Origin of the sequence: Nocardia blacklockiae, from assembly GCF_015477355.1 — a bacterium.
Lineage (GTDB): Bacteria > Actinomycetota > Actinomycetes > Mycobacteriales > Mycobacteriaceae > Nocardia > Nocardia blacklockiae.
The window spans coordinates 68,074-84,197 of the sequence record NZ_JADLRJ010000004.1 but is presented as its reverse complement, the minus strand read 5'-3'; the positions used below and the strand labels follow the sequence as shown (position 1 = coordinate 84,197).

Sequence of the window (16,124 nt, the reverse complement as noted above, 5' to 3'; positions counted from 1 at the left end):
CGGAACGCTCCGCACGGGATTTGTAACTAACCGGTTGGTTGTGACTATTCCAGCCCGTCCGGATTCTTGTCAACCAATTGGTTGGTTACCATCGGTGCATGTCCCCGAGAGATCCCGAGGCGACCAAGGCCCGCATCTTCGCCGCGGCCACGCAGGAGTTCGCCGCGTACGGGATCGCCGGCGCGCGGGTGGACCGCATCGCCCGCACCGCCAAGGCCAACAAGCAGCTGATCTACGCGTACTTCGGCGACAAGCGGCAGCTGTTCCACCAGGTGCTCGAGCAGGCCATGCTGGACGTCGCCGCCGCGGTGTCCACCGATATCGACGACATCGACGCCTGGGTCGACGCGCACATCGACTACCACCGCGAGCATCCGGAGTTCCTGCGGCTGCAGATGTGGGAGGCCCTCGAACTCGGCCCGGACGAGATCACCGCCGGCGAGCTGCGCGCCGCGCGCTACCTGGACAAGACGACCAAGGTCGAGGATGCCCAGCGGCGCGGCCTGCTGCGCCCCGACCTCCCCGCCGGCTACCTCCTCACCCTGCTGACCGGCATGATCAACTACCGCGAGGCCCTGCCCCAGTCGGCCCGCTTCATGCTCGGCGAGGAGGAGGATCCCGAGGCGTGGCGCTCGTGGCTGAAAGATGCGGTGCGGCGGGTCGTGGCGGCGGAAAGGTCTGCGCCCGAAGGGGATTGAACGCGCACGCATCACCCCTTCGTCATCCCGCACGCGCGTATCGCCCCCTCGTCATCCCGGCACGCTTTTGGCCGGGATCCACACGGGCGATGGTAGATCCCGGCCAAAAGCATGCCGGGATGACGAAGGGGGGCGCGTGTGCTGGGGACTACGAAGGGTGGGCCTCCGGAGAGGGTTCAGGCGCTGGTCGTCAGCACGTCGATTCGGTTGCCGTCGACCACCACCGCGTCGTCGTCGGTGAGGGCCCAGTGCGGAGTCCCGTCGGCGCGGAAACGTTCCGCGAGGCGGTTGCCGAAACCGTCCGGGTCGGTGCCAGGGGAATGTACGTGGGGAACGATGCGGTGGTCGACCAGATTCAGTCCGTCCCAGAGCGGTTCGATGCCGCAGGCGGGGTGGACCTCGGCCGGGTCGTCGGCTTCCTCCAGGCCGTGCAGGTCCGGGGTGAGCAGGCAGGCGCCCGCGCTGTAGCCGGCGTAGACGAGGGCGTCCTCGGCGAGGAGGCGGGGGAGGATCAGATCGGCTGCGCTGCGGGCGAATTGGGCGCGCAGGACGAAGGTATTGCCGCCGCGCACCCACACCATCGGGTAGCCGCGCAGCGTCTTCTCCAACTCCTCCGGCCGGCCGATGTACTCGCGCAGGTCGAGCACGTCGGGGCGAAAACCCAACCGGCGCAAGGGCGTCACGTCGCTGGCGACCGCGCCCTGCCAGGCCGCGGGCCAGGCGTCGCAGGCGTTCGGGATCACCGCCACCCGGCCCGGCGTGCCGATCAGCGCGGCGAGCCGGTCGTAGTGCGCGCCGAATCGGTAGCTGGACAGGAACAGTCGCATCTCAGAGGGTGAAGGCGAGGTTGTGGAGCAGGCGGTCGCCGAGTTCCTTGTCACCGATGACGGTGAACTCGTCCGGGTGCGCGTCGGGGGTGGTGCGGCCGCCGCGCAACCGGGCGAACAATCCCGACGACAGTTCGAGGGTCACCGTCGGCGGCCCGTCCAAAGCGTCGACCAGCTCCGCGCGGCCGTTCACGACGATGTGCAGCTGCCGGGTCACGGGTCCGGTGAGCGCGATCGTGAGCCGCGAACCATCCAGCGCCTGCGCCTTTTTCACGACCGCGCGCCCGAGGGTGGGCGTGAGTTCGGCGAAGGCGAGGTCGGCGCGCGGCCCGCCCTCGTCCACCGTGACACCGAGCGCGTCGGCGATGTCGAGTTCGTGCATCCAGCAGTCGAACAGCCGAACCCGCATGAACCGGGCGTAGGGCACGCGGCCGACGGGCGATTCGGTGGGCGCCGTCCAGGCGTCGAAGTCCAACTCCGCCAACGCTTTACGCCGCCGGTCGGTCACCTCGCGGAATTCGGCGAGCAGTTCCGCGCCGGACCGCCCGCGCCGGGCCTCGACCTCCACTTCGTTCAGCGCGCCGATCTCGTTGCGCACGTGCGTGAACGCGCGCACGTCGGTGTCGACGTGCGGCGGCGTTCCGCCCAGCAGCATGGATTCGGTGCCGATCACATGCGCCAGCACGTCGGACACCGTCCAACCCGGCAGCGCGGTCGGTGTGCGCCAACGCTTCTCGTCCAGGTCGGCCACCAGCCGAGCCAGCGCGTCCCACTGCTCGGACAGGGCGGCGGTGAGTTCGGCGTGGCCCGGCGACGGTGTGCTCATGCGGGAGTTCCCTTCTCCTCGGTGTCCAAGCGGTCGAGCCCGGCGCGGATCGCGGCGGCGGTAGCGGTGGGTTCGTGCGGCCGGCGCAGCACGAAGCCGCGCGCGAAGGTGAACAGGTCGCCCCGGCGGCGCGGCACCACGTGCAGGTGCACGTGGTGCACCGTCTGGAAGGCCGACTTGCCGTCGTTGAGCAGCAGATTCGCGCCGTCCGCGCCCAGATCGCTGCGGCGCATCCCCTTGGCGATGCGATGTCCGAGGGTGAAGATCCGCGCGCCGAGTTCGTGGTCCAGATCGTCGAGGTTGGTGGCGTGCTCCTTGGGGATCACCAGCGTGTGCCCGCGGGTGATGGGCCGGATGTCCAGGAACGCGCACAGGGCCGCGTCCTCGTAGACCTTGGTCGCCGGTGCGGTGCCCGCGACGATCCCGCAGAAGATACAGCCACTCACGGGCTCGACATTACGGCGTACGACCGGTCGGTGACACCCCCGCCGCACCGGCGATTCTCCGGTTCGCGACCGGTTGTCACGTCTCACAAACCGGTCGGCGGCCTACCCCTAGATCCCGACAATAAGGAGGAATGCGCCCTCACCATGTGACGTTGATCTCCGCTACGCTCACCGCGTGCCGGGTACAGTTGCGAAGATTTCGCGCGAACCTACTGATGGGTAAGTTGTGAACTCGCCTGACCGGGCTCAGCGGCCCACCGAGGTGTCGGGGGCCAGCTGCCACCACGAGTAAGGAAGTTGACCAGTGGAGACAACGCAAAGCGCAGACGCGGACGCGCCGCGCGGGACGTCTGTCGGAGTCGTGCGCGAAACCGGCGCCGGCGAACGACGCGTCGCGTTGGTGCCGAAGATCGTTCCCGCCCTGCAGAAGCTGGGGGTGCGGGTGATCGTCGAGCCCGGGGCCGGCCTGGGCGCGCTGATCCCCGACGAGGCCTACGTCGAGGCGGGCGCCAGCCTGGGCGATCCGTGGTCGGCGGAGGTGGTCGTGAAGGTCGCGCCGCCGAGCGACGCCGAGATCGCGAAGCTGTCGGCCGGGCAGACGCTGATCGGATTCCTCGCGCCGCGCAACGCCGACAACAAGATCGAGGCGTTGAAAACCGCGGGCGTGCAGGCATTCGCGGTGGAGGCCATCCCGCGCATCTCGCGCGCGCAGGTGATGGACGCGCTGTCCTCGCAGGCGAACGTGTCGGGCTACAAGGCCGTACTGCTGGCGGCGTCGGAGTCGACCCGCTTCTTCCCGATGCTGACCACGGCCGCCGGCACGGTGAAGCCGGCGACGGTGCTGGTGCTCGGCGTGGGCGTGGCCGGCCTGCAGGCGCTGGCGACCGCCAAGCGCCTCGGCGCCCGCACCACCGGTTACGACGTGCGGCCCGAGGTCGCCGACCAGGTGCGCTCGGTCGGCGCGCAGTGGCTGGACCTCGGCATCGATGCGGCCGGTGAGGGCGGATATGCCCGCGAACTCACCGACGAGGAGAAGGCCAAGCAGCAGCAGGCCCTCGAGGATGCCATCAAGGGCTTCGACGTGGTGATCACGACGGCGCTGGTGCCGGGCCGCCCTGCCCCGCGGCTGGTGACCGCGGCCGCGGTCGAGGGCATGAAGCCCGGCAGCGTCATCGTGGACCTGGCCGGCGAGACCGGCGGCAACTGCGAGCTGACCGAACCCGGCGAGACCGTGGTCGAGCACGAGGTCACCATCGCCTCGCCGCTGAACCTGCCCGCCACCATGCCCGAGCACGCCTCGGAGCTGTACTCGAAGAACATTGCCGCCCTGCTGGAGCTGATGGTGGTCGACGGCGCGCTCGCCCCCGACTTCGGCGATCAGGTGCTGGCGGATTCGTGTGTCACCCGCGTGGTGGCGGAGGCGGAGAAGGAGCCGAGCTGATGTACACCGAACTGCTTGCCAATATCGCGATTCTGGTGCTGTCCGGGTTCGTCGGCTTCGCCGTCATCTCGAAGGTCCCGAATACGCTGCACACCCCGCTGATGTCGGGCACCAACGCCATTCACGGCATCGTGGTGCTGGGCGCGCTGGTCACCCTGGGCCGCATCGAGCACCCGTCGGTGGCCACGCAGATCATCCTGTTCGTGGCCGTGGTGTTCGGAACCCTCAATGTCATCGGCGGTTTCGTGGTGACCGACCGGATGCTGGGCATGTTCAAGGGCAAGAAGCCCGGCGCGGCGGAGAAGGCGGGGAAGTAACCCATGGACAATCTCGTCAACATCCTCTACATCGTCGCCTTCGCGCTGTTCATCTACGGCCTGATGGGCCTGACCGGCCCGAAGACGGCGGTGCGCGGCAACTGGATCGCCGCGGTCGGCATGGGTATCGCGGTGATCGCGACCCTGATCGCGGTGCGCGACACCGACAATTGGATCCTGATCGTCGCGGGCCTGGTCGTGGGTGTGGTGCTCGGCGTGCCGCCGGCCAAGTTCACCAAGATGACCGCGATGCCGCAGCTGGTGGCGGCGTTCAACGGCGTCGGCGGCGGCACCGTGGCGCTCATCGCGTGGTCGGAATTCCTGAATACCGAGGGCTTCTCGCGCATTCCGGAAGAGCCGACCGTGCACATCGTGGTGGCGTCGCTGTTCGCGGCGATCATCGGCTCGGTGTCGTTCTGGGGCTCGCTGATCGCGTTCGGCAAGCTGCAGGAGATCCTGCCCGGCAAGCCGATCGGGGTCGGAAAACTACAGCAGCCGTTGAACATTCTGCTGTTGCTCGGTGCCATCGCCGCGGCCGTGGTAATCGGCGTCGGCGCCACCGGGGACGGTGCGCCGGGCTGGTGGATGGTGCTGGTGCTGGTGCTGGCCGCGGTGCTGGGCCTGATGGTCGTGCTGCCCATCGGCGGCGCCGACATGCCCGTGGTCATCTCGCTGCTCAACGCGCTCACCGGATTGTCCGCCGCCGCAGCGGGTCTCGCGCTGAACAACACCGCGATGATCGTGGCCGGCATGATCGTCGGCGCGTCCGGTTCGATCCTGACCAACCTGATGGCCAAGGCGATGAACCGGTCCATCCCGGCGATCGTCGCGGGCGGATTCGGCGGCGGCGGAACGGCTCCCGGCGCCGGGGGCGGCGAGCAGAAGCAGGCCAAGGCCACCAGTGCCGCCGACGCCGCGATCCAGATGGCCTACGCCAACCAGGTCATCGTGGTGCCCGGCTACGGCATGGCCGTCGCGCAGGCGCAGCACGCGGTCAAGGAGATGGCGAACCTGCTCGAGGCCAAGGGCGTCGAGGTCAAGTACGCCATCCACCCGGTCGCGGGCCGCATGCCCGGGCACATGAACGTGCTGCTGGCCGAGGCCGAGGTGTCCTACGACGCGCTCAAGGAAATGGACGACATCAACGGCGAATTCTCGCGCACCGACGTGGCATTGGTGATCGGCGCGAACGATGTCACCAACCCGGCCGCGCGGGAGGACTCCTCGAGTCCGATCTACGGCATGCCGGTGCTCAACGTCGACCAGGCCAAGAGCGTGATCGTGCTGAAGCGGTCGATGAACTCCGGTTTCGCGGGCATCGACAACCCGCTGTTCTACGCCGACCACACCTCGATGCTGTTCGGCGACGCGAAGAAGTCCGTCGGCGCGGTCACCGAGGAACTCAAGGCGCTGTAGCGATTTCGCCGGACGCGGCGGCCCGCACCACCGAAAGGGGTGCGGGCCGTTGCCGTTTCCGGGTCGGCTCAGGGTGTGATGCGCGAATCCAGCAGGCGCCGTACCAGTTCGGCGTCGCCATCGATCTCGACGGCGGACAGGTCGGCGCTACCCCAGAGCATGAGCAGCAGCTGTGCGGACTCGCCGCGCAGGACCGCCGCCGTCTCGGGTGTCGCCGCGCCGGGCGTCGGGCCGAGGGCCTCGTACTCCGGCGGCTCGGCCGAGCCGGTCGGCACCAGGACCCAGCGCGCGTCCCGGTCGGTGCACGAAACCTCCACGGGCGCGGGCAGATCCACCGGCGGGACCTGCCAGGCGGCCCGGCGGTACACCCACACGTCGAAGATCTCCGCGAGTCCGTCGACGGCGAGATCGGGTTCGTAGTACGTGACCGCGTTCTGGGCCTGCCGCGCGTCGACGACGTGCATGGCGAGTTCGTGGCACTGCCGGCGGGACCAGAAGCCGGCCGTGCGGTTCGAGGGCTGCATGGTCCAGGCGGGCGCGGCCGGATCGGTCGACGCCAGGACCTCGGCCAGCTCGTCGAAACAGCGCCGGTACCAAGCGGAAAGGTCCTCGTCGGGGCTCGGCGGGACGGCGGTGTGCCGGGCCGCCCCCGCGCCGTCGAGCAGGTTCGCGCGCGCCCACTGATGTACCTCGCCGAGGTGAACGACGAGGTCGCGAAGCGTCCAGCCCGGGCAGGCCGGCACGATCGCGTCCAGCGGTCCCGCCTGTGTCGCCGCGACCATCGAGTCGGCCGCCTGTTGCAGCCGCTCCTGATAGTCGGCCGCCGTCAGCAGCCCGTTGGGGTAATCGGTCATGATCACCATCATGCCGCGCTGCCGTTCCACCGGTGGAGCCGACGCTGTCGGGCTGTCGGTGCGCGGTATTACGCTGGCCGGGTGAGGATTCCCCCGCGTCGAGGTTCGGCTCGTCGCGGCAACCGGAAGGGGCGGGAATGACGCTGCGCGAGAAGTTCGAGCTGCCGGCTACGGCCGACGGTGCGCTGGTCTACGGCGCGCCGCACGAGACGTCGGACGGGTCCACGGTGATCACGGTGGCTCGGCCCGGGCTGTTGCGGCCCGCGCTGCGGCCGGTCGGCGTGTTCGTCGTCCACGCGGGCGAGGTGACCTGGCGGCCCGCCGTCGACGAGAGCCGGATCGCGCTGATCGCGGTGCTGACCGGTCTGGTGACGGCCACGCTCGCGACCGTTGCGATGGTGAAGCGGCCACCGTGGCCGGAGCTGTCGTTCCACAGGACCGAGACGCTGTAGGCGCGGTCAGTAGTAGCGGCGGGCGCGGGCCTCGACGGCGTCCTTGGCCTGCTTCAGCGACATCCCGGGGTTCAGCTCGCGATAGACCTTGATGGCCTGGATCTTCTTCCCTTGGGAGAGCAGGTTGTCGACCTCCGAGCTGTGCATGCCCGGCATCGGCGCGGCCGTCGTGGCGATCGGCGGCGGCTCGGTGTCGGCGATGCCCAGGTGGTGCATGATGGCGTCGAGCTTGCGTTCGATGCGGGCGAGACGGCGATTCTCGAACATTCTCGCACTGTAGCGGGCCGGGCACCGAGGTGCCCGGCCCCCGGTTCACGCGGTCTTCAGCGTGCCGCCGTCGATGACGAAGTCACCGCCCAGGATGTTGCCCGCCCGGGGCGAGACCAGGAACGCGACCAGCGCCGCCACCTCCTCGGGCTCGGAGATCCGGCCCGAGGCGATGCCGAACCGCTCGCCGATCGTCGCCAGCAGCTGATCGTGCGAAATGCCCTGCGCCTCGGCGACTTTGGCGCCGAAGCCGCGCGAATCCCGCCACAGCGGGGTGCCCACCACGCCCGGGGAGACGGTGTTGACCCGGACGCCGCGCGGCCCGAACTCCTCGCTGAGCCGCTTGCCGAGATTGGTGAGCGCGGCCTTGGCCTCGCTGTAGCCGACCGGTCCGGCTGCCGGGAGCTGGGCGTTGATCGAGGACACGTTGACGATCGCGCCGCGGCGTTCCAGCAGGCTCGGCAGTGCCGCGCGAGTGGCCCAGACCGCGCTGAACAGGTTGAGGTCGAACAGGGTTCGCCACTGCTCGTCGGTGACGTCGAGAAAACCGCCGAGCCCCAGGCGATCCGCGTCCCCGCCGCCGACATTGTTGACCAGGATATCGATGCCGCCCAGCTCGGACAGGGCGGTCCCGATCGCCGCGGCCGCGCCCTCGGCGGTGCCCAGGTCGGCCGCAACCGTTGCGACGCTGGCCTTTTCGAGTTCCGGGGTGATGGTGCGCGAGGCGCCGACCACGCGTACGCCCTCGGCGGTGAGTGCCTCCGCGACGGCCAGCCCGATGCCGCGGCCCGCGCCGGTGACGACGGCCGTCTTGCCGGTCAGGTCGAGTTCCATGGGGTGTGTCCTTTCTTGAACTACAGGTCAAAAACTAGGGCAGGAGTAGGTGGGGTGTTGTAACTCGTTGAGAGTCAGAGGGTTTCGAGTGCGGTGTCGATGATTCGGTACAGGGTCGGGAGGTCGTAGGCCTTGGTCATGACGCGCAGGCCGGCGATGGTGTTCATCAGGAATTCGGCCGCGGCCTGCGGGTCGACCTCGCGCCGCACGTCGCCGTCGCGGCGGCCGCGGTCGATGCGGGCCGCCATCTCGGCGATGGTGTGGTCGGTCATGGCGCGGATCGCGCGGTTGACGTCGGGGTCCTGCGCGGCGAACTCGGTGGCCGTGTTCACCGCCAGGCAGCCGCGCCGGACCGGGTGCGCCGCATCGCTGTCGACGAGGAACCGCAGGAAGCCGCGCAGGGTCTCGCGGGTGCTGCCCGGCCGGGACAGATACTCGGCCGCCAGTTCGGTGCCGATCCGGTCGTAGCGTTCGAGGACGCGGTCGAACAGTTCGCGCTTGCTGCCGAAGGTGTTGTACAGGCTGCCTTTTCCGATGCCGGTGCACTCGGCCAGCTGTGCGGGGGAGGTGTTGGCGTAGCCGTGGGTCCAGAACGTTTCCATCGCGAGATCGAGTACCCGTTCGGGTTCGAAGTTGCGCGGTCTGGCCATGCGGTCGACGCTACTTGTTTTTGTCCTCGGGGTCAATAATTGGCGCGGCGGGCGCCACGATCGAGGCGAAGCAGGCGCACAACACCACCAGGACCAGCGGGAAGATCAGCGCCGTTGTCAGCGAGGTCGGTGCTGATAGCCACCCGATGACCGACGGACCGGCGAGGAAACCGAGATACCCCAGGCTGAACACGCGCGACATATCCGTCGCCGCGGTGGCCGTGCCGAGATTGCCCGCGGCACTGAAGATCTGCGGGACGCCACCGGCCAGTCCGAGGCCCAGCAGCGCCCAGCCGCACAGCGTCAGCGGCACCCAGACCGACGCGATGACCAACACCAGCCCGGCCGCGGCGAGCAACGCCCCCCACCGCACCACCGCGACCGGGCCGTAGCGCGCGCTCACCCGGTCGGCGCCGAACCGGCCCGCGGTCATCGTCGTCGAGAACGCCCCGAAGGCCAGGGCCGCGGTCGCCGCGTCGACCCCGAGATGCTCACGCAATTGCAGTGCACTCCAATCGTTGGCCACGCCCTCGGTCATCAGCAGCGCGAACGCGACAGCCGCCAACGCGAAAACCTTGCGCGACGCACGGGGGCGAACCGGCGCGGAACCGACGGCCGCGCCCGCAGCCGGAATGGGTGCGGTCGGCGCGGGTGTGCGCGACACCGGTTCGGGGGATGCGGGTCCGGGTGTGTCGGACGTCCGTGTGGGCGGGGGTGAAACGGGCGCGGGTGTGGGGGATGCGGGTGTGAGTGGCGGGGGTGATGCGGGCGCGGGTGTGGGGGATGCGGGTGTGGGTCGCGCGGACGTGGGCGGGGGTGGTGTTGTGGGCGATGTTGGTGTGAGTGGCGTGGGCGGGGGTGATGTGGATGTGGGGGCGGACGGGGGTGTGGGGGATGCGGGTGTGGTTGGGGCCGGGGCGGTTCGGGGGAGGAGGCGGGGGGTGCACAGGGCTGTCACGATGAGGCCCGATGTGCCGGATAGGGCGAGGGTTGTGCGGAGGTCGAAGTCGCGGTGCATGGCTGCTGCGCCGATCAGTGAGCCGGCGAGGCCGCCGCAGGAGAACAGGGCGTGGAATGCCGACATGATGGGGCGGGGGTACTCCCGTTCCACCTGGACGGCCTGGGCGTTCATCGAGACGTCCAGTGCGCCGTTGCCGAAGCCGAACAGCATCAGCGCCAGGGCCAGCGACCAGGTGTGCGTCGCCAGGCCGGGGCCGAGCACGGCCGCCGACAGCCAGCACGCCGCGGCGACTACCAGCGCGCGGCTGCCGAACCGGTCGGCCAGCGGGCCCGCGGCCTGCATGCCCGCGATCCCACTGCCCGCCATGAGCAGGATCAGCATGCCCAGCGTGGCGTTCGAGGTGCCGGTGCGCTCGGTGATCGCCGGAATGTGCACCACCCACATGGCGGCCAGAAACCCGTTGAGCCCGAACACCGCGAACACCGCGGCGCGCGCCATCCGGACCGGGGGAGCGAGCGTCGAAGCAGCCATTGATTCGACGGTACCCGGGACGAAGGCACCGGCATCGTTGCCGGCAGCCCCCCGTTGCCCTGCCGTGCGCGGCCTCATCGACGCGGGGCGGCCGGGTGCCGAATCGGCTCCGGTTCAACCGGTTTCGACTCGATTCTAGGACGGGGCACCGACAAGTTCCGGCCCATAGATTCGGGGTCGGGACGGGTCCGGAATCAGGGTTGAGAAGCCCCGGGCCATCTGCCAAGGTTTGAGGGTGGATCCGCTGGAAAGCCTGCTCGAGGGGCCGCGAGCGCGAGGCGCGTTCGTGATGCGGTCGTTGCTCGACCCGCCGTGGTCGCTGCGCGTGCGCGACGAGTCGCCCCTGACCGTGGTGGCGGTGGTGCGCGGCAGCGGCTGGATCGTGCCGGCTCCGCACAGCGGCGCGGGCAGCGCGGAGTCGGCGCAACTGTGCCGCGTCGGCTTCCCCGGCACCGGCACGGCCGCGCCCCGGCAACTGCGCGAGGGCGATGTGGCGGTCATTCGCGGGCCGGACCACTACACCGTCGCCGACGACCCGGCCACCGAGCCGCAGGTGTACATCGATCCCGGCCAGATCACCACCACGCCCGAGGGCGAAGTGCTCTGTGAGACATGGAGTCTCGGCGTGCGCGGCTGGGGCCCCAACCCGGACGCCGCCACCATGCTGGTGACCGGCACCTACGAGCAGGAGAGCGCGGCCAGCCGCCGCCTGCTGCGCGCCCTGCCGCCGCTGATCGTGCTGCCCCGCGCCGAACTCGACAGCCCGGTGCTCGACCTGTTGGTCGAGGAGAGTGCCAAGGACCGCCCGGCGCAGGGCGCCATGCTGGACCGGCTGCTGGACCTACTGCTCATCGCCACACTGCGCGCCTGGTTCGCCCGCAACGACGCGCCCGCCTGGTACCACGCCTACGCGGACCCGCTGGTGGGCAAGGCCCTGCGGCTGCTGCAGAACAATCCGGCGCACCCGTGGACGGTCGCGGCGCTGGCCACCGAGGTCGGGGTGTCGCGGGCCGCGCTGGCCCGGCGTTTCACCGATCTGGTCGGCGAGCCGCCGATGGCCTTCCTCACCGACTGGCGCCTGGCCCTGGCCGCCGACCTGCTGCAGGACTCCGACGCCACCGTCGAATCCATCGCCCGCCGGGTCGGTTACGGCAGCGCCTTCGCCCTGAGCACGGCGTTCAAACGGCACTACGGCCGCAGCCCGCGCGAGCACCGGCAGAGCGGCGCCGCGCTCGACCGCGAGGGCTTTCCGGTCGCGCGGGCGTCCTCCTCCGGGCGCTGACGCGGCGGCTGGCTATTGTCGGCCGGGTGACGACGCAGCAGGACTACCCGGTGCTCTGGCCGATGCCGACCCGCTGGGCGGACAACGACCACTACGGCCACGTCAACAACGTGACCTACTACTCGTACTTCGACACCGCGGTCAATGCGTGGCTGATGGATGCCACCGGCACCGACATCCGCGCGCTGCCCGCGATCGGGGTGGTCGCGCAGACCTCGTGCCGCTACCTGGGGTCGCTGAGCTTCCCGGACCGGTTGCGGGTCGGCCTGCGCATCGAGCGGCTCGGCCGCTCCAGCATCACCTACGACCTGGCCATCTTCCGCGAGGACGGCGAGGCCCTGGAGCTGGCCGCGACCGGCAGCTTCGTGCACGTCTACGTCGACGAGGCCACCCGGCAGCCGGTCGAGATCCCGGCCGTGATCCGCAGCGCCGCAGCGCGATTGGTCACCGAGTGATCACACCCGCCCGAGCAGCGTGAGCGGGTCCTCCAGCAGCGAGGTCACCGTCGAGAGGAACCGGGCGCCGAGTTCGCCGTCGATCATCCGATGGTCGAAGCTCAGGCCCAGCGTGGTGACCCAGCGGACGGCCAGTTCGTCGCGATAGACCCAGGGCTGTTTGCGGATCGAACCCAGGCACAGGATCGCGCCCTCGCCCGGATTCACCAGCGGCACACCGGTGTCGACACCGAACACGCCCACATTGCTGATGGTGAAGGTGCCCCCGCGCAGGTCCGCGGGCCGGGCACTGCCGGTGCGGGCGACATCGGCCAGCCAGCCGATCTCCCGGCACAGGTCGCGCAGGCTCAGCGCCTGCGCCTCCTTCACGTTCGGCACCAGCAGTCCGCGGTCGGTGGCAACCGCGATGCCCAGGTTCACGTAGTGCTTGGTGACGATCTCCTTGTGCTCGTCGTCCCACCACGCGTTGATCTCGGGGAATTCGGCCATCGCCGCCAAGGTTGCCTTGGCCACCAACGCCAGCGGGGTCAGCGAGAGGCCGCTGAAGGATTCGGTGGAGCGCAGGTGGTCCAGCAGTTCCATCGAGGCGGTGAAATCGGTGGTGGCGAACGCGCTGGCCTGCGGGATGGTGCGGGCGCTGGTCACCATGGCGGTGGCGGTGCGCTTGCGGACCCCGCTGACCGGCGTGCGGGTCTCCCGCGCGGACGGCGTCGCCCGGATGATGCCGCCGTCGGGGCGCATCAGCGGCACCCGCGGGGTGCTCGGGCGCGGCGTGTCCTCGTCGGCTGCCTCGTTTTCGGGCCGGATGCGGGCGGGCGGCTGGGACACCGGTACCGCGTGCCGCACGTCGTCGACGGTGACGGCGCCGCCGGGGCCGGAGCCGGCCACGAACGAGATGTCGATGCCGAGTTCGCGGGCCAGCTTCCGGGCCGCCGGCGTGGCCGGGGGACGGCCGGGAATGTCCGGGTAGGACGGCAGCGGTCCGGTATCCGGCTGTATCGCAGGGGGATTCGCGGCCGTGCGGGCGCGGCGCGAGGTGGGCTCGCCCTCGGGACCGTAACCCACCAGCACCGACTGCCGTTCCGGCGCTTCGGCCGGCGGCGAGGCAGCGGCCTCGTACTCGGCGGCGACCCGGATCAGCGGCGCGCCCACGGGGACGGTCTCGCCGGGGCTGGCCAGCAGCTCCAGCACCTCCCCGGCGAACGGGCTGGGCAGCGCCACCTGCGCCTTGGCGGTCTCCACCTCGGCGATGGTCTGGTTGAGCTCCACCCGGTCACCGACGGCCACCGCCCATGACACCAGCTCGGCATCGGTCAGACCCTCACCGAGATCGGGTAGCCGGAACTCGAGCACGTGGTTCTGGTCTGCTGCAACCGGGTCGTCCAACGGGCACCTTCTGTCTGAGCGGGTCTGGTCAGGCGGCGAGCGTGCGGCCGACCTTCTGTCCGAGCGGTCGGGTCGGGCGAGCGTGCGGCCGACCGTCCGGCTGAACGGTCGGGTCAGGCGGCTAGCGTGCGATCGACCGCGGCGAGAATGCGGTCGGGGTCGGGCAGGTGGTGCCGTTCGAGCTTAGCGGGGGGATACGGGATGTCGAAGCCTCCGACGCGCAGGACCGGCGCCTCCAAGTAGTAGAAACACCGTTCGGTGATGCGGGCGGCGATCTCGGCGCCCAGTCCGGCGAAGACCGGCGCCTCGTGGGCGATGATCAACCGTCCGGTCCGATCGACCGATTCCGCGATGGTGTCCACATCGATCGGCGAGAGACTGCGCAGATCGATCACCTCGAGCGAACGACCCTCGGTCGCCGCGATTTCCGCCGCCGTCAGCGCGGTGCGCACCATCCCGCCGTAGGCGACCACGGTGGCGTCCTCGCCCGCCCGCCGGACGCGGGCGCGGGCGAGCGGGAACGGATCGTCGTCCAGGGCCGCGAAATCGACGTCGGCCTTGTCCCAGTAGCGGCGTTTGGGCTCGAAGAAGATGACCGGGTCGTCCAGCGAAACAGCCTGGCGGATCATCAGATACGCGTCGGCCGGGTCGCTGGGGGCGACCACCCGCAGGCCGGCGGTGTGCGCGAAGTAGGCCTCCGGCGACTCGGAGTGATGCTCCACCGAGCCGATGCCGCCGCCGCACGGAATGCGAATCGTCAACGGCGCGAAGACCTTTCCCTGCGTGCGGTAGCGGATCTTGGCGACCTGGGACACGATCTGATCGAACGCCGGGTACACGAAACCGTCGAACTGGATCTCGCAGACCGGCCGGTAGCCGCGCAGCGCCATGCCGAAAGCCGTTCCGACGATGCCGGATTCGGCGAGCGGGGTATCTATTACGCGGTTGTCGCCGAAGTCCTTCTGCAGCGTGTCGGTCACCCGGAACACGCCGCCGAGCCGGCCGATGTCCTCGCCCATCAGCACGACCTTCGGGTCGTCCTCGAGAGCGCGGCGCAGTCCGGTGTTCAGGGCGCCCGCGAATGTGGTGATCATGGCCGGACTCCTTCGCTCAGGTAGTGGGCGTACTGCCTGCGCTCCTCCTCGATCAGGGGGTGCGCCGTGCCGTAGACGTGCTCGAACAGCTGGGCCGGGTCGGGATCGGGCAGGTCGATCGTGGCCGCGCGCACCCGGGCCCCGACCGCGTCCGAGCGGGCACGGACTCGGCCCTCGAACTCGCTGTCCCACAACGATTCTCGCTCCAGCAACCGGCGGATCCGGTCGATCGGGTCGCGCCGCCGCCACAGCTCGGTCTCGGCGTCCGAGCGGTAGCGGGTCGGGTCGTCGGCGGTGGTGTGCGGGCCCATGCGATAGGTGATGGCCTCCACGAACGACGGCCCGCCGCCCGCCCGGGCGCGGGCCACCGCCTGCCGGGTCATCGCCAGCACGGCCAGCACGTCGTTGCCGTCCACCTGGACGCCCGGCATGCCGTAGCCGTAGGCGCGGCGCACGATCGGCGTCGGGCTCTGCAGGTGCACCGGCTCGCTGATGGCCCACTGGTTGTTGGTGCAGAAGAACACCACCGGCGCGCTCCACGAGGCGGCGAAACCCAGCGCCTCGGCCATGTCGCCCTGGCTGGTGGCGCCGTCGCCGAAATAGGTGAGCACCGCGATCTCCGCGCCGTCCAGGTGCGCGGCGTAGGCGTAGCCCGTGGCGTGCAGGCCCTGCGCGCCGACCACGATGGCCGGGTTGGTCATGTTGATCTCGGCCGGGTCCCAGCAGTGATGGGCCGCGCCGCGCCACAGCCGGGTGATCGCGCCCGGGTCCACGCCGCGGCAGTAGGCGACGCCCGCCTCGCGGTAACTGCAGAACACGTAGTCGTCGGGGTGCAGGGCGTGGGCGGAGCCGACCTGTGCGGCCTCCTGTCCCAACAGCGGCGGCCACAGGCCGAGCTGGCCCTGGCGTTGCAGCGCGGTCGCCTCGGCGTCGATGCGGCGGGCGACCACCATGTCCTCGTACAGCTGTCGCAGCCGGTCCGGCCCGATGTCGGACACCAGGGCGGCGTGCTCGCGATCGAGGACGCGGCGGCCGTCGGGTTGGACCAATTGCACCGGGTAGGTGAGCGAGTCGGCCATGACCATCCCCTCCTGTCCGTCGCCGAGCCGGGGTCGCCGCGCTCGGAGAGGTGAGAGTGTGCTGTATCACACAGCATCCACGATTGGGCTTGTTGCGCAAGTGACGACACGCCAACTGGGCAAAGTGCCCGTCTAATGCCGGGTCCGCACGGGCATACTGCCTCTCTTGATCAGGTCGGCCCCGATGTCGGCGCGGTGCCTCGGCGCTGCGGTGCGCGGTGGCGTCGGGGTTGGGCCGGCTGCGCAGGGGGCCGGGTGTGGATTGGGCAGTGTGCCCGCGTGGCCGCGGTCCCGGCTGTCATACTGCG

General features: G+C 70.2%; 18 protein-coding genes. 7 read left to right on the top strand and 11 right to left on the bottom strand.

Annotated features, from left to right (window positions below):
* The first annotated feature begins 98 nt into the window (after window positions 1-98).
* Window positions 99-698: a TetR/AcrR family transcriptional regulator gene (locus tag IU476_RS13330; protein ID WP_195100038.1), complete on the top strand. Its 600-nt coding sequence runs from the start codon at window positions 99-101 to the stop codon at window positions 696-698.
* Window positions 699-874: 176 nt separating this feature from the next.
* Here the strand turns inward: IU476_RS13330 and IU476_RS13325 are convergent, their stop codons facing one another.
* From IU476_RS13325 to IU476_RS13315, 3 genes are read right to left on the bottom strand one after another with little or no spacing between them, the layout of a single operon-like run.
* Window positions 875-1,525, bottom strand: a complete 651-nt coding sequence (locus IU476_RS13325) for a Type 1 glutamine amidotransferase-like domain-containing protein (protein ID WP_195100036.1) — start codon at window positions 1,523-1,525, stop codon at window positions 875-877.
* A 1-nt stretch (window position 1,526) separates the two neighbouring features.
* A complete protein-coding gene (locus IU476_RS13320) occupies window positions 1,527-2,351 on the bottom strand; it encodes a maleylpyruvate isomerase family mycothiol-dependent enzyme (RefSeq protein WP_195100034.1) in 825 nt (274 codons plus the stop codon).
* A complete protein-coding gene (locus IU476_RS13315) occupies window positions 2,348-2,797 on the bottom strand; it encodes an HIT domain-containing protein (protein WP_195100033.1) in 450 nt (149 codons plus the stop codon). The genes IU476_RS13320 and IU476_RS13315 overlap by 4 nt, the downstream gene beginning before the upstream one ends.
* Window positions 2,798-3,101: 304 nt before the next feature.
* On the opposite strand from IU476_RS13315, the gene IU476_RS13310 reads away from it, so the two are divergent.
* Genes IU476_RS13310 through IU476_RS13300 form a run of 3 tightly spaced genes read left to right on the top strand, consistent with a single transcriptional unit; the run spans window position 3,102 to window position 5,971 of the window.
* Window positions 3,102-4,238, top strand: coding sequence for a Re/Si-specific NAD(P)(+) transhydrogenase subunit alpha (locus IU476_RS13310; RefSeq protein ID WP_195100031.1), 1,137 nt, complete (start codon window positions 3,102-3,104; stop codon window positions 4,236-4,238).
* On the top strand, window positions 4,238-4,555 hold the full coding sequence (locus IU476_RS13305) for an NAD(P) transhydrogenase subunit alpha part 2 (protein ID WP_195100028.1): 318 nt from the start codon (window positions 4,238-4,240) through the stop codon (window positions 4,553-4,555). Before IU476_RS13310 ends, IU476_RS13305 begins: the two co-directional genes overlap by 1 nt.
* A 3-nt stretch (window positions 4,556-4,558) precedes the next feature.
* On the top strand, window positions 4,559-5,971 hold the full coding sequence (locus IU476_RS13300) for an NAD(P)(+) transhydrogenase (Re/Si-specific) subunit beta (protein WP_195100026.1): 1,413 nt from the start codon (window positions 4,559-4,561) through the stop codon (window positions 5,969-5,971).
* A gap of 68 nt (window positions 5,972-6,039) precedes the next feature.
* Here IU476_RS13300 and IU476_RS13295 read toward each other — a convergent pair whose 3' ends face one another.
* Window positions 6,040-6,825 (bottom strand): maleylpyruvate isomerase family mycothiol-dependent enzyme, encoded by a 786-nt coding sequence (locus IU476_RS13295; protein ID WP_195100024.1) that lies wholly within the window; start codon window positions 6,823-6,825, stop codon window positions 6,040-6,042.
* 137 nt (window positions 6,826-6,962) lie between these two features.
* On the opposite strand from IU476_RS13295, the gene IU476_RS13290 reads away from it, so the two are divergent.
* The gene (locus IU476_RS13290) at window positions 6,963-7,277 is read left to right on the top strand and encodes a hypothetical protein (protein WP_195100022.1); all 315 of its coding nucleotides are present in this window, start codon (window positions 6,963-6,965) and stop codon (window positions 7,275-7,277) included.
* Window positions 7,278-7,283: 6 nt separating this feature from the next.
* Here the strand turns inward: IU476_RS13290 and IU476_RS13285 are convergent, their stop codons facing one another.
* The 4 genes from IU476_RS13285 to IU476_RS36130 all read right to left on the bottom strand — a co-directional run bounded on the left by IU476_RS13285 (window position 7,284) and on the right by IU476_RS36130 (window position 10,520).
* Window positions 7,284-7,544 (bottom strand): ribosomal protein L7/L12, encoded by a 261-nt coding sequence (locus IU476_RS13285; RefSeq protein ID WP_195100021.1) that lies wholly within the window; start codon window positions 7,542-7,544, stop codon window positions 7,284-7,286.
* A gap of 45 nt (window positions 7,545-7,589) precedes the next feature.
* Window positions 7,590-8,378: an oxidoreductase gene (locus IU476_RS13280; RefSeq protein WP_195100019.1), complete on the bottom strand. Its 789-nt coding sequence runs from the start codon at window positions 8,376-8,378 to the stop codon at window positions 7,590-7,592.
* Between the two features lie 74 nt (window positions 8,379-8,452).
* Window positions 8,453-9,028, bottom strand: coding sequence for a TetR/AcrR family transcriptional regulator (locus IU476_RS13275; protein WP_195100017.1), 576 nt, complete (start codon window positions 9,026-9,028; stop codon window positions 8,453-8,455).
* A gap of 10 nt (window positions 9,029-9,038) precedes the next feature.
* Window positions 9,039-10,520: an MFS transporter gene (locus IU476_RS36130; protein ID WP_228823646.1), complete on the bottom strand. Its 1,482-nt coding sequence runs from the start codon at window positions 10,518-10,520 to the stop codon at window positions 9,039-9,041.
* Between the two features lie 235 nt (window positions 10,521-10,755).
* On the opposite strand from IU476_RS36130, the gene IU476_RS13265 reads away from it, so the two are divergent.
* A complete protein-coding gene (locus IU476_RS13265) occupies window positions 10,756-11,802 on the top strand; it encodes an AraC family transcriptional regulator (RefSeq protein ID WP_195100015.1) in 1,047 nt (348 codons plus the stop codon).
* A 62-nt stretch (window positions 11,803-11,864) separates the two neighbouring features.
* A complete protein-coding gene (locus IU476_RS13260) occupies window positions 11,865-12,257 on the top strand; it encodes an acyl-CoA thioesterase (RefSeq protein WP_195100943.1) in 393 nt (130 codons plus the stop codon).
* Here the strand turns inward: IU476_RS13260 and IU476_RS13255 are convergent, their stop codons facing one another.
* The 3 genes from IU476_RS13255 to pdhA all read right to left on the bottom strand — a co-directional run bounded on the left by IU476_RS13255 (window position 12,258) and on the right by pdhA (window position 15,816).
* On the bottom strand, window positions 12,258-13,643 hold the full coding sequence (locus IU476_RS13255) for a dihydrolipoamide acetyltransferase family protein (RefSeq protein ID WP_195100013.1): 1,386 nt from the start codon (window positions 13,641-13,643) through the stop codon (window positions 12,258-12,260).
* Between the two features lie 113 nt (window positions 13,644-13,756).
* Window positions 13,757-14,737, bottom strand: coding sequence for an alpha-ketoacid dehydrogenase subunit beta (locus IU476_RS13250; RefSeq protein WP_195100011.1), 981 nt, complete (start codon window positions 14,735-14,737; stop codon window positions 13,757-13,759).
* Window positions 14,734-15,816, bottom strand: a complete 1,083-nt coding sequence (pdhA, locus tag IU476_RS13245; protein WP_195100009.1) for a pyruvate dehydrogenase (acetyl-transferring) E1 component subunit alpha — start codon at window positions 15,814-15,816, stop codon at window positions 14,734-14,736. Before pdhA ends, IU476_RS13250 begins: the two co-directional genes overlap by 4 nt.
* Between the last annotated feature and the right edge of the window lie 308 nt (window positions 15,817-16,124).

What these genes read in the sequence shown, in the direction of transcription:
- IU476_RS13330 (WP_195100038.1), top strand. Translation starts at nt 99, where the DNA reads ATGTCCCCGAGAGATCCCGAGGCGACCAAGGCCCGCATCTTCGCCGCG.
- IU476_RS13325 (WP_195100036.1), bottom strand. Translation starts at nt 1,525, where the DNA reads ATGCGACTGTTCCTGTCCAGCTACCGATTCGGCGCGCACTACGACCGG.
- IU476_RS13320 (WP_195100034.1), bottom strand. Translation starts at nt 2,351, where the DNA reads ATGAGCACACCGTCGCCGGGCCACGCCGAACTCACCGCCGCCCTGTCC.
- IU476_RS13305 (WP_195100028.1), top strand. Translation starts at nt 4,238, where the DNA reads ATGTACACCGAACTGCTTGCCAATATCGCGATTCTGGTGCTGTCCGGG.
- IU476_RS13300 (WP_195100026.1), top strand. Translation starts at nt 4,559, where the DNA reads ATGGACAATCTCGTCAACATCCTCTACATCGTCGCCTTCGCGCTGTTC.
- IU476_RS13295 (WP_195100024.1), bottom strand. Translation starts at nt 6,825, where the DNA reads ATGACCGATTACCCCAACGGGCTGCTGACGGCGGCCGACTATCAGGAG.
- IU476_RS13290 (WP_195100022.1), top strand. Translation starts at nt 6,963, where the DNA reads ATGACGCTGCGCGAGAAGTTCGAGCTGCCGGCTACGGCCGACGGTGCG.
- IU476_RS13285 (WP_195100021.1), bottom strand. Translation starts at nt 7,544, where the DNA reads ATGTTCGAGAATCGCCGTCTCGCCCGCATCGAACGCAAGCTCGACGCC.
- IU476_RS13280 (WP_195100019.1), bottom strand. Translation starts at nt 8,378, where the DNA reads ATGGAACTCGACCTGACCGGCAAGACGGCCGTCGTCACCGGCGCGGGC.
- IU476_RS13275 (WP_195100017.1), bottom strand. Translation starts at nt 9,028, where the DNA reads ATGGCCAGACCGCGCAACTTCGAACCCGAACGGGTACTCGATCTCGCG.
- IU476_RS36130 (WP_228823646.1), bottom strand. Translation starts at nt 10,520, where the DNA reads ATGGCTGCTTCGACGCTCGCTCCCCCGGTCCGGATGGCGCGCGCCGCG.
- IU476_RS13260 (WP_195100943.1), top strand. Translation starts at nt 11,865, where the DNA reads ATGCCGACCCGCTGGGCGGACAACGACCACTACGGCCACGTCAACAAC.
- IU476_RS13250 (WP_195100011.1), bottom strand. Translation starts at nt 14,737, where the DNA reads ATGATCACCACATTCGCGGGCGCCCTGAACACCGGACTGCGCCGCGCT.
- pdhA (WP_195100009.1), bottom strand. Translation starts at nt 15,816, where the DNA reads ATGGCCGACTCGCTCACCTACCCGGTGCAATTGGTCCAACCCGACGGC.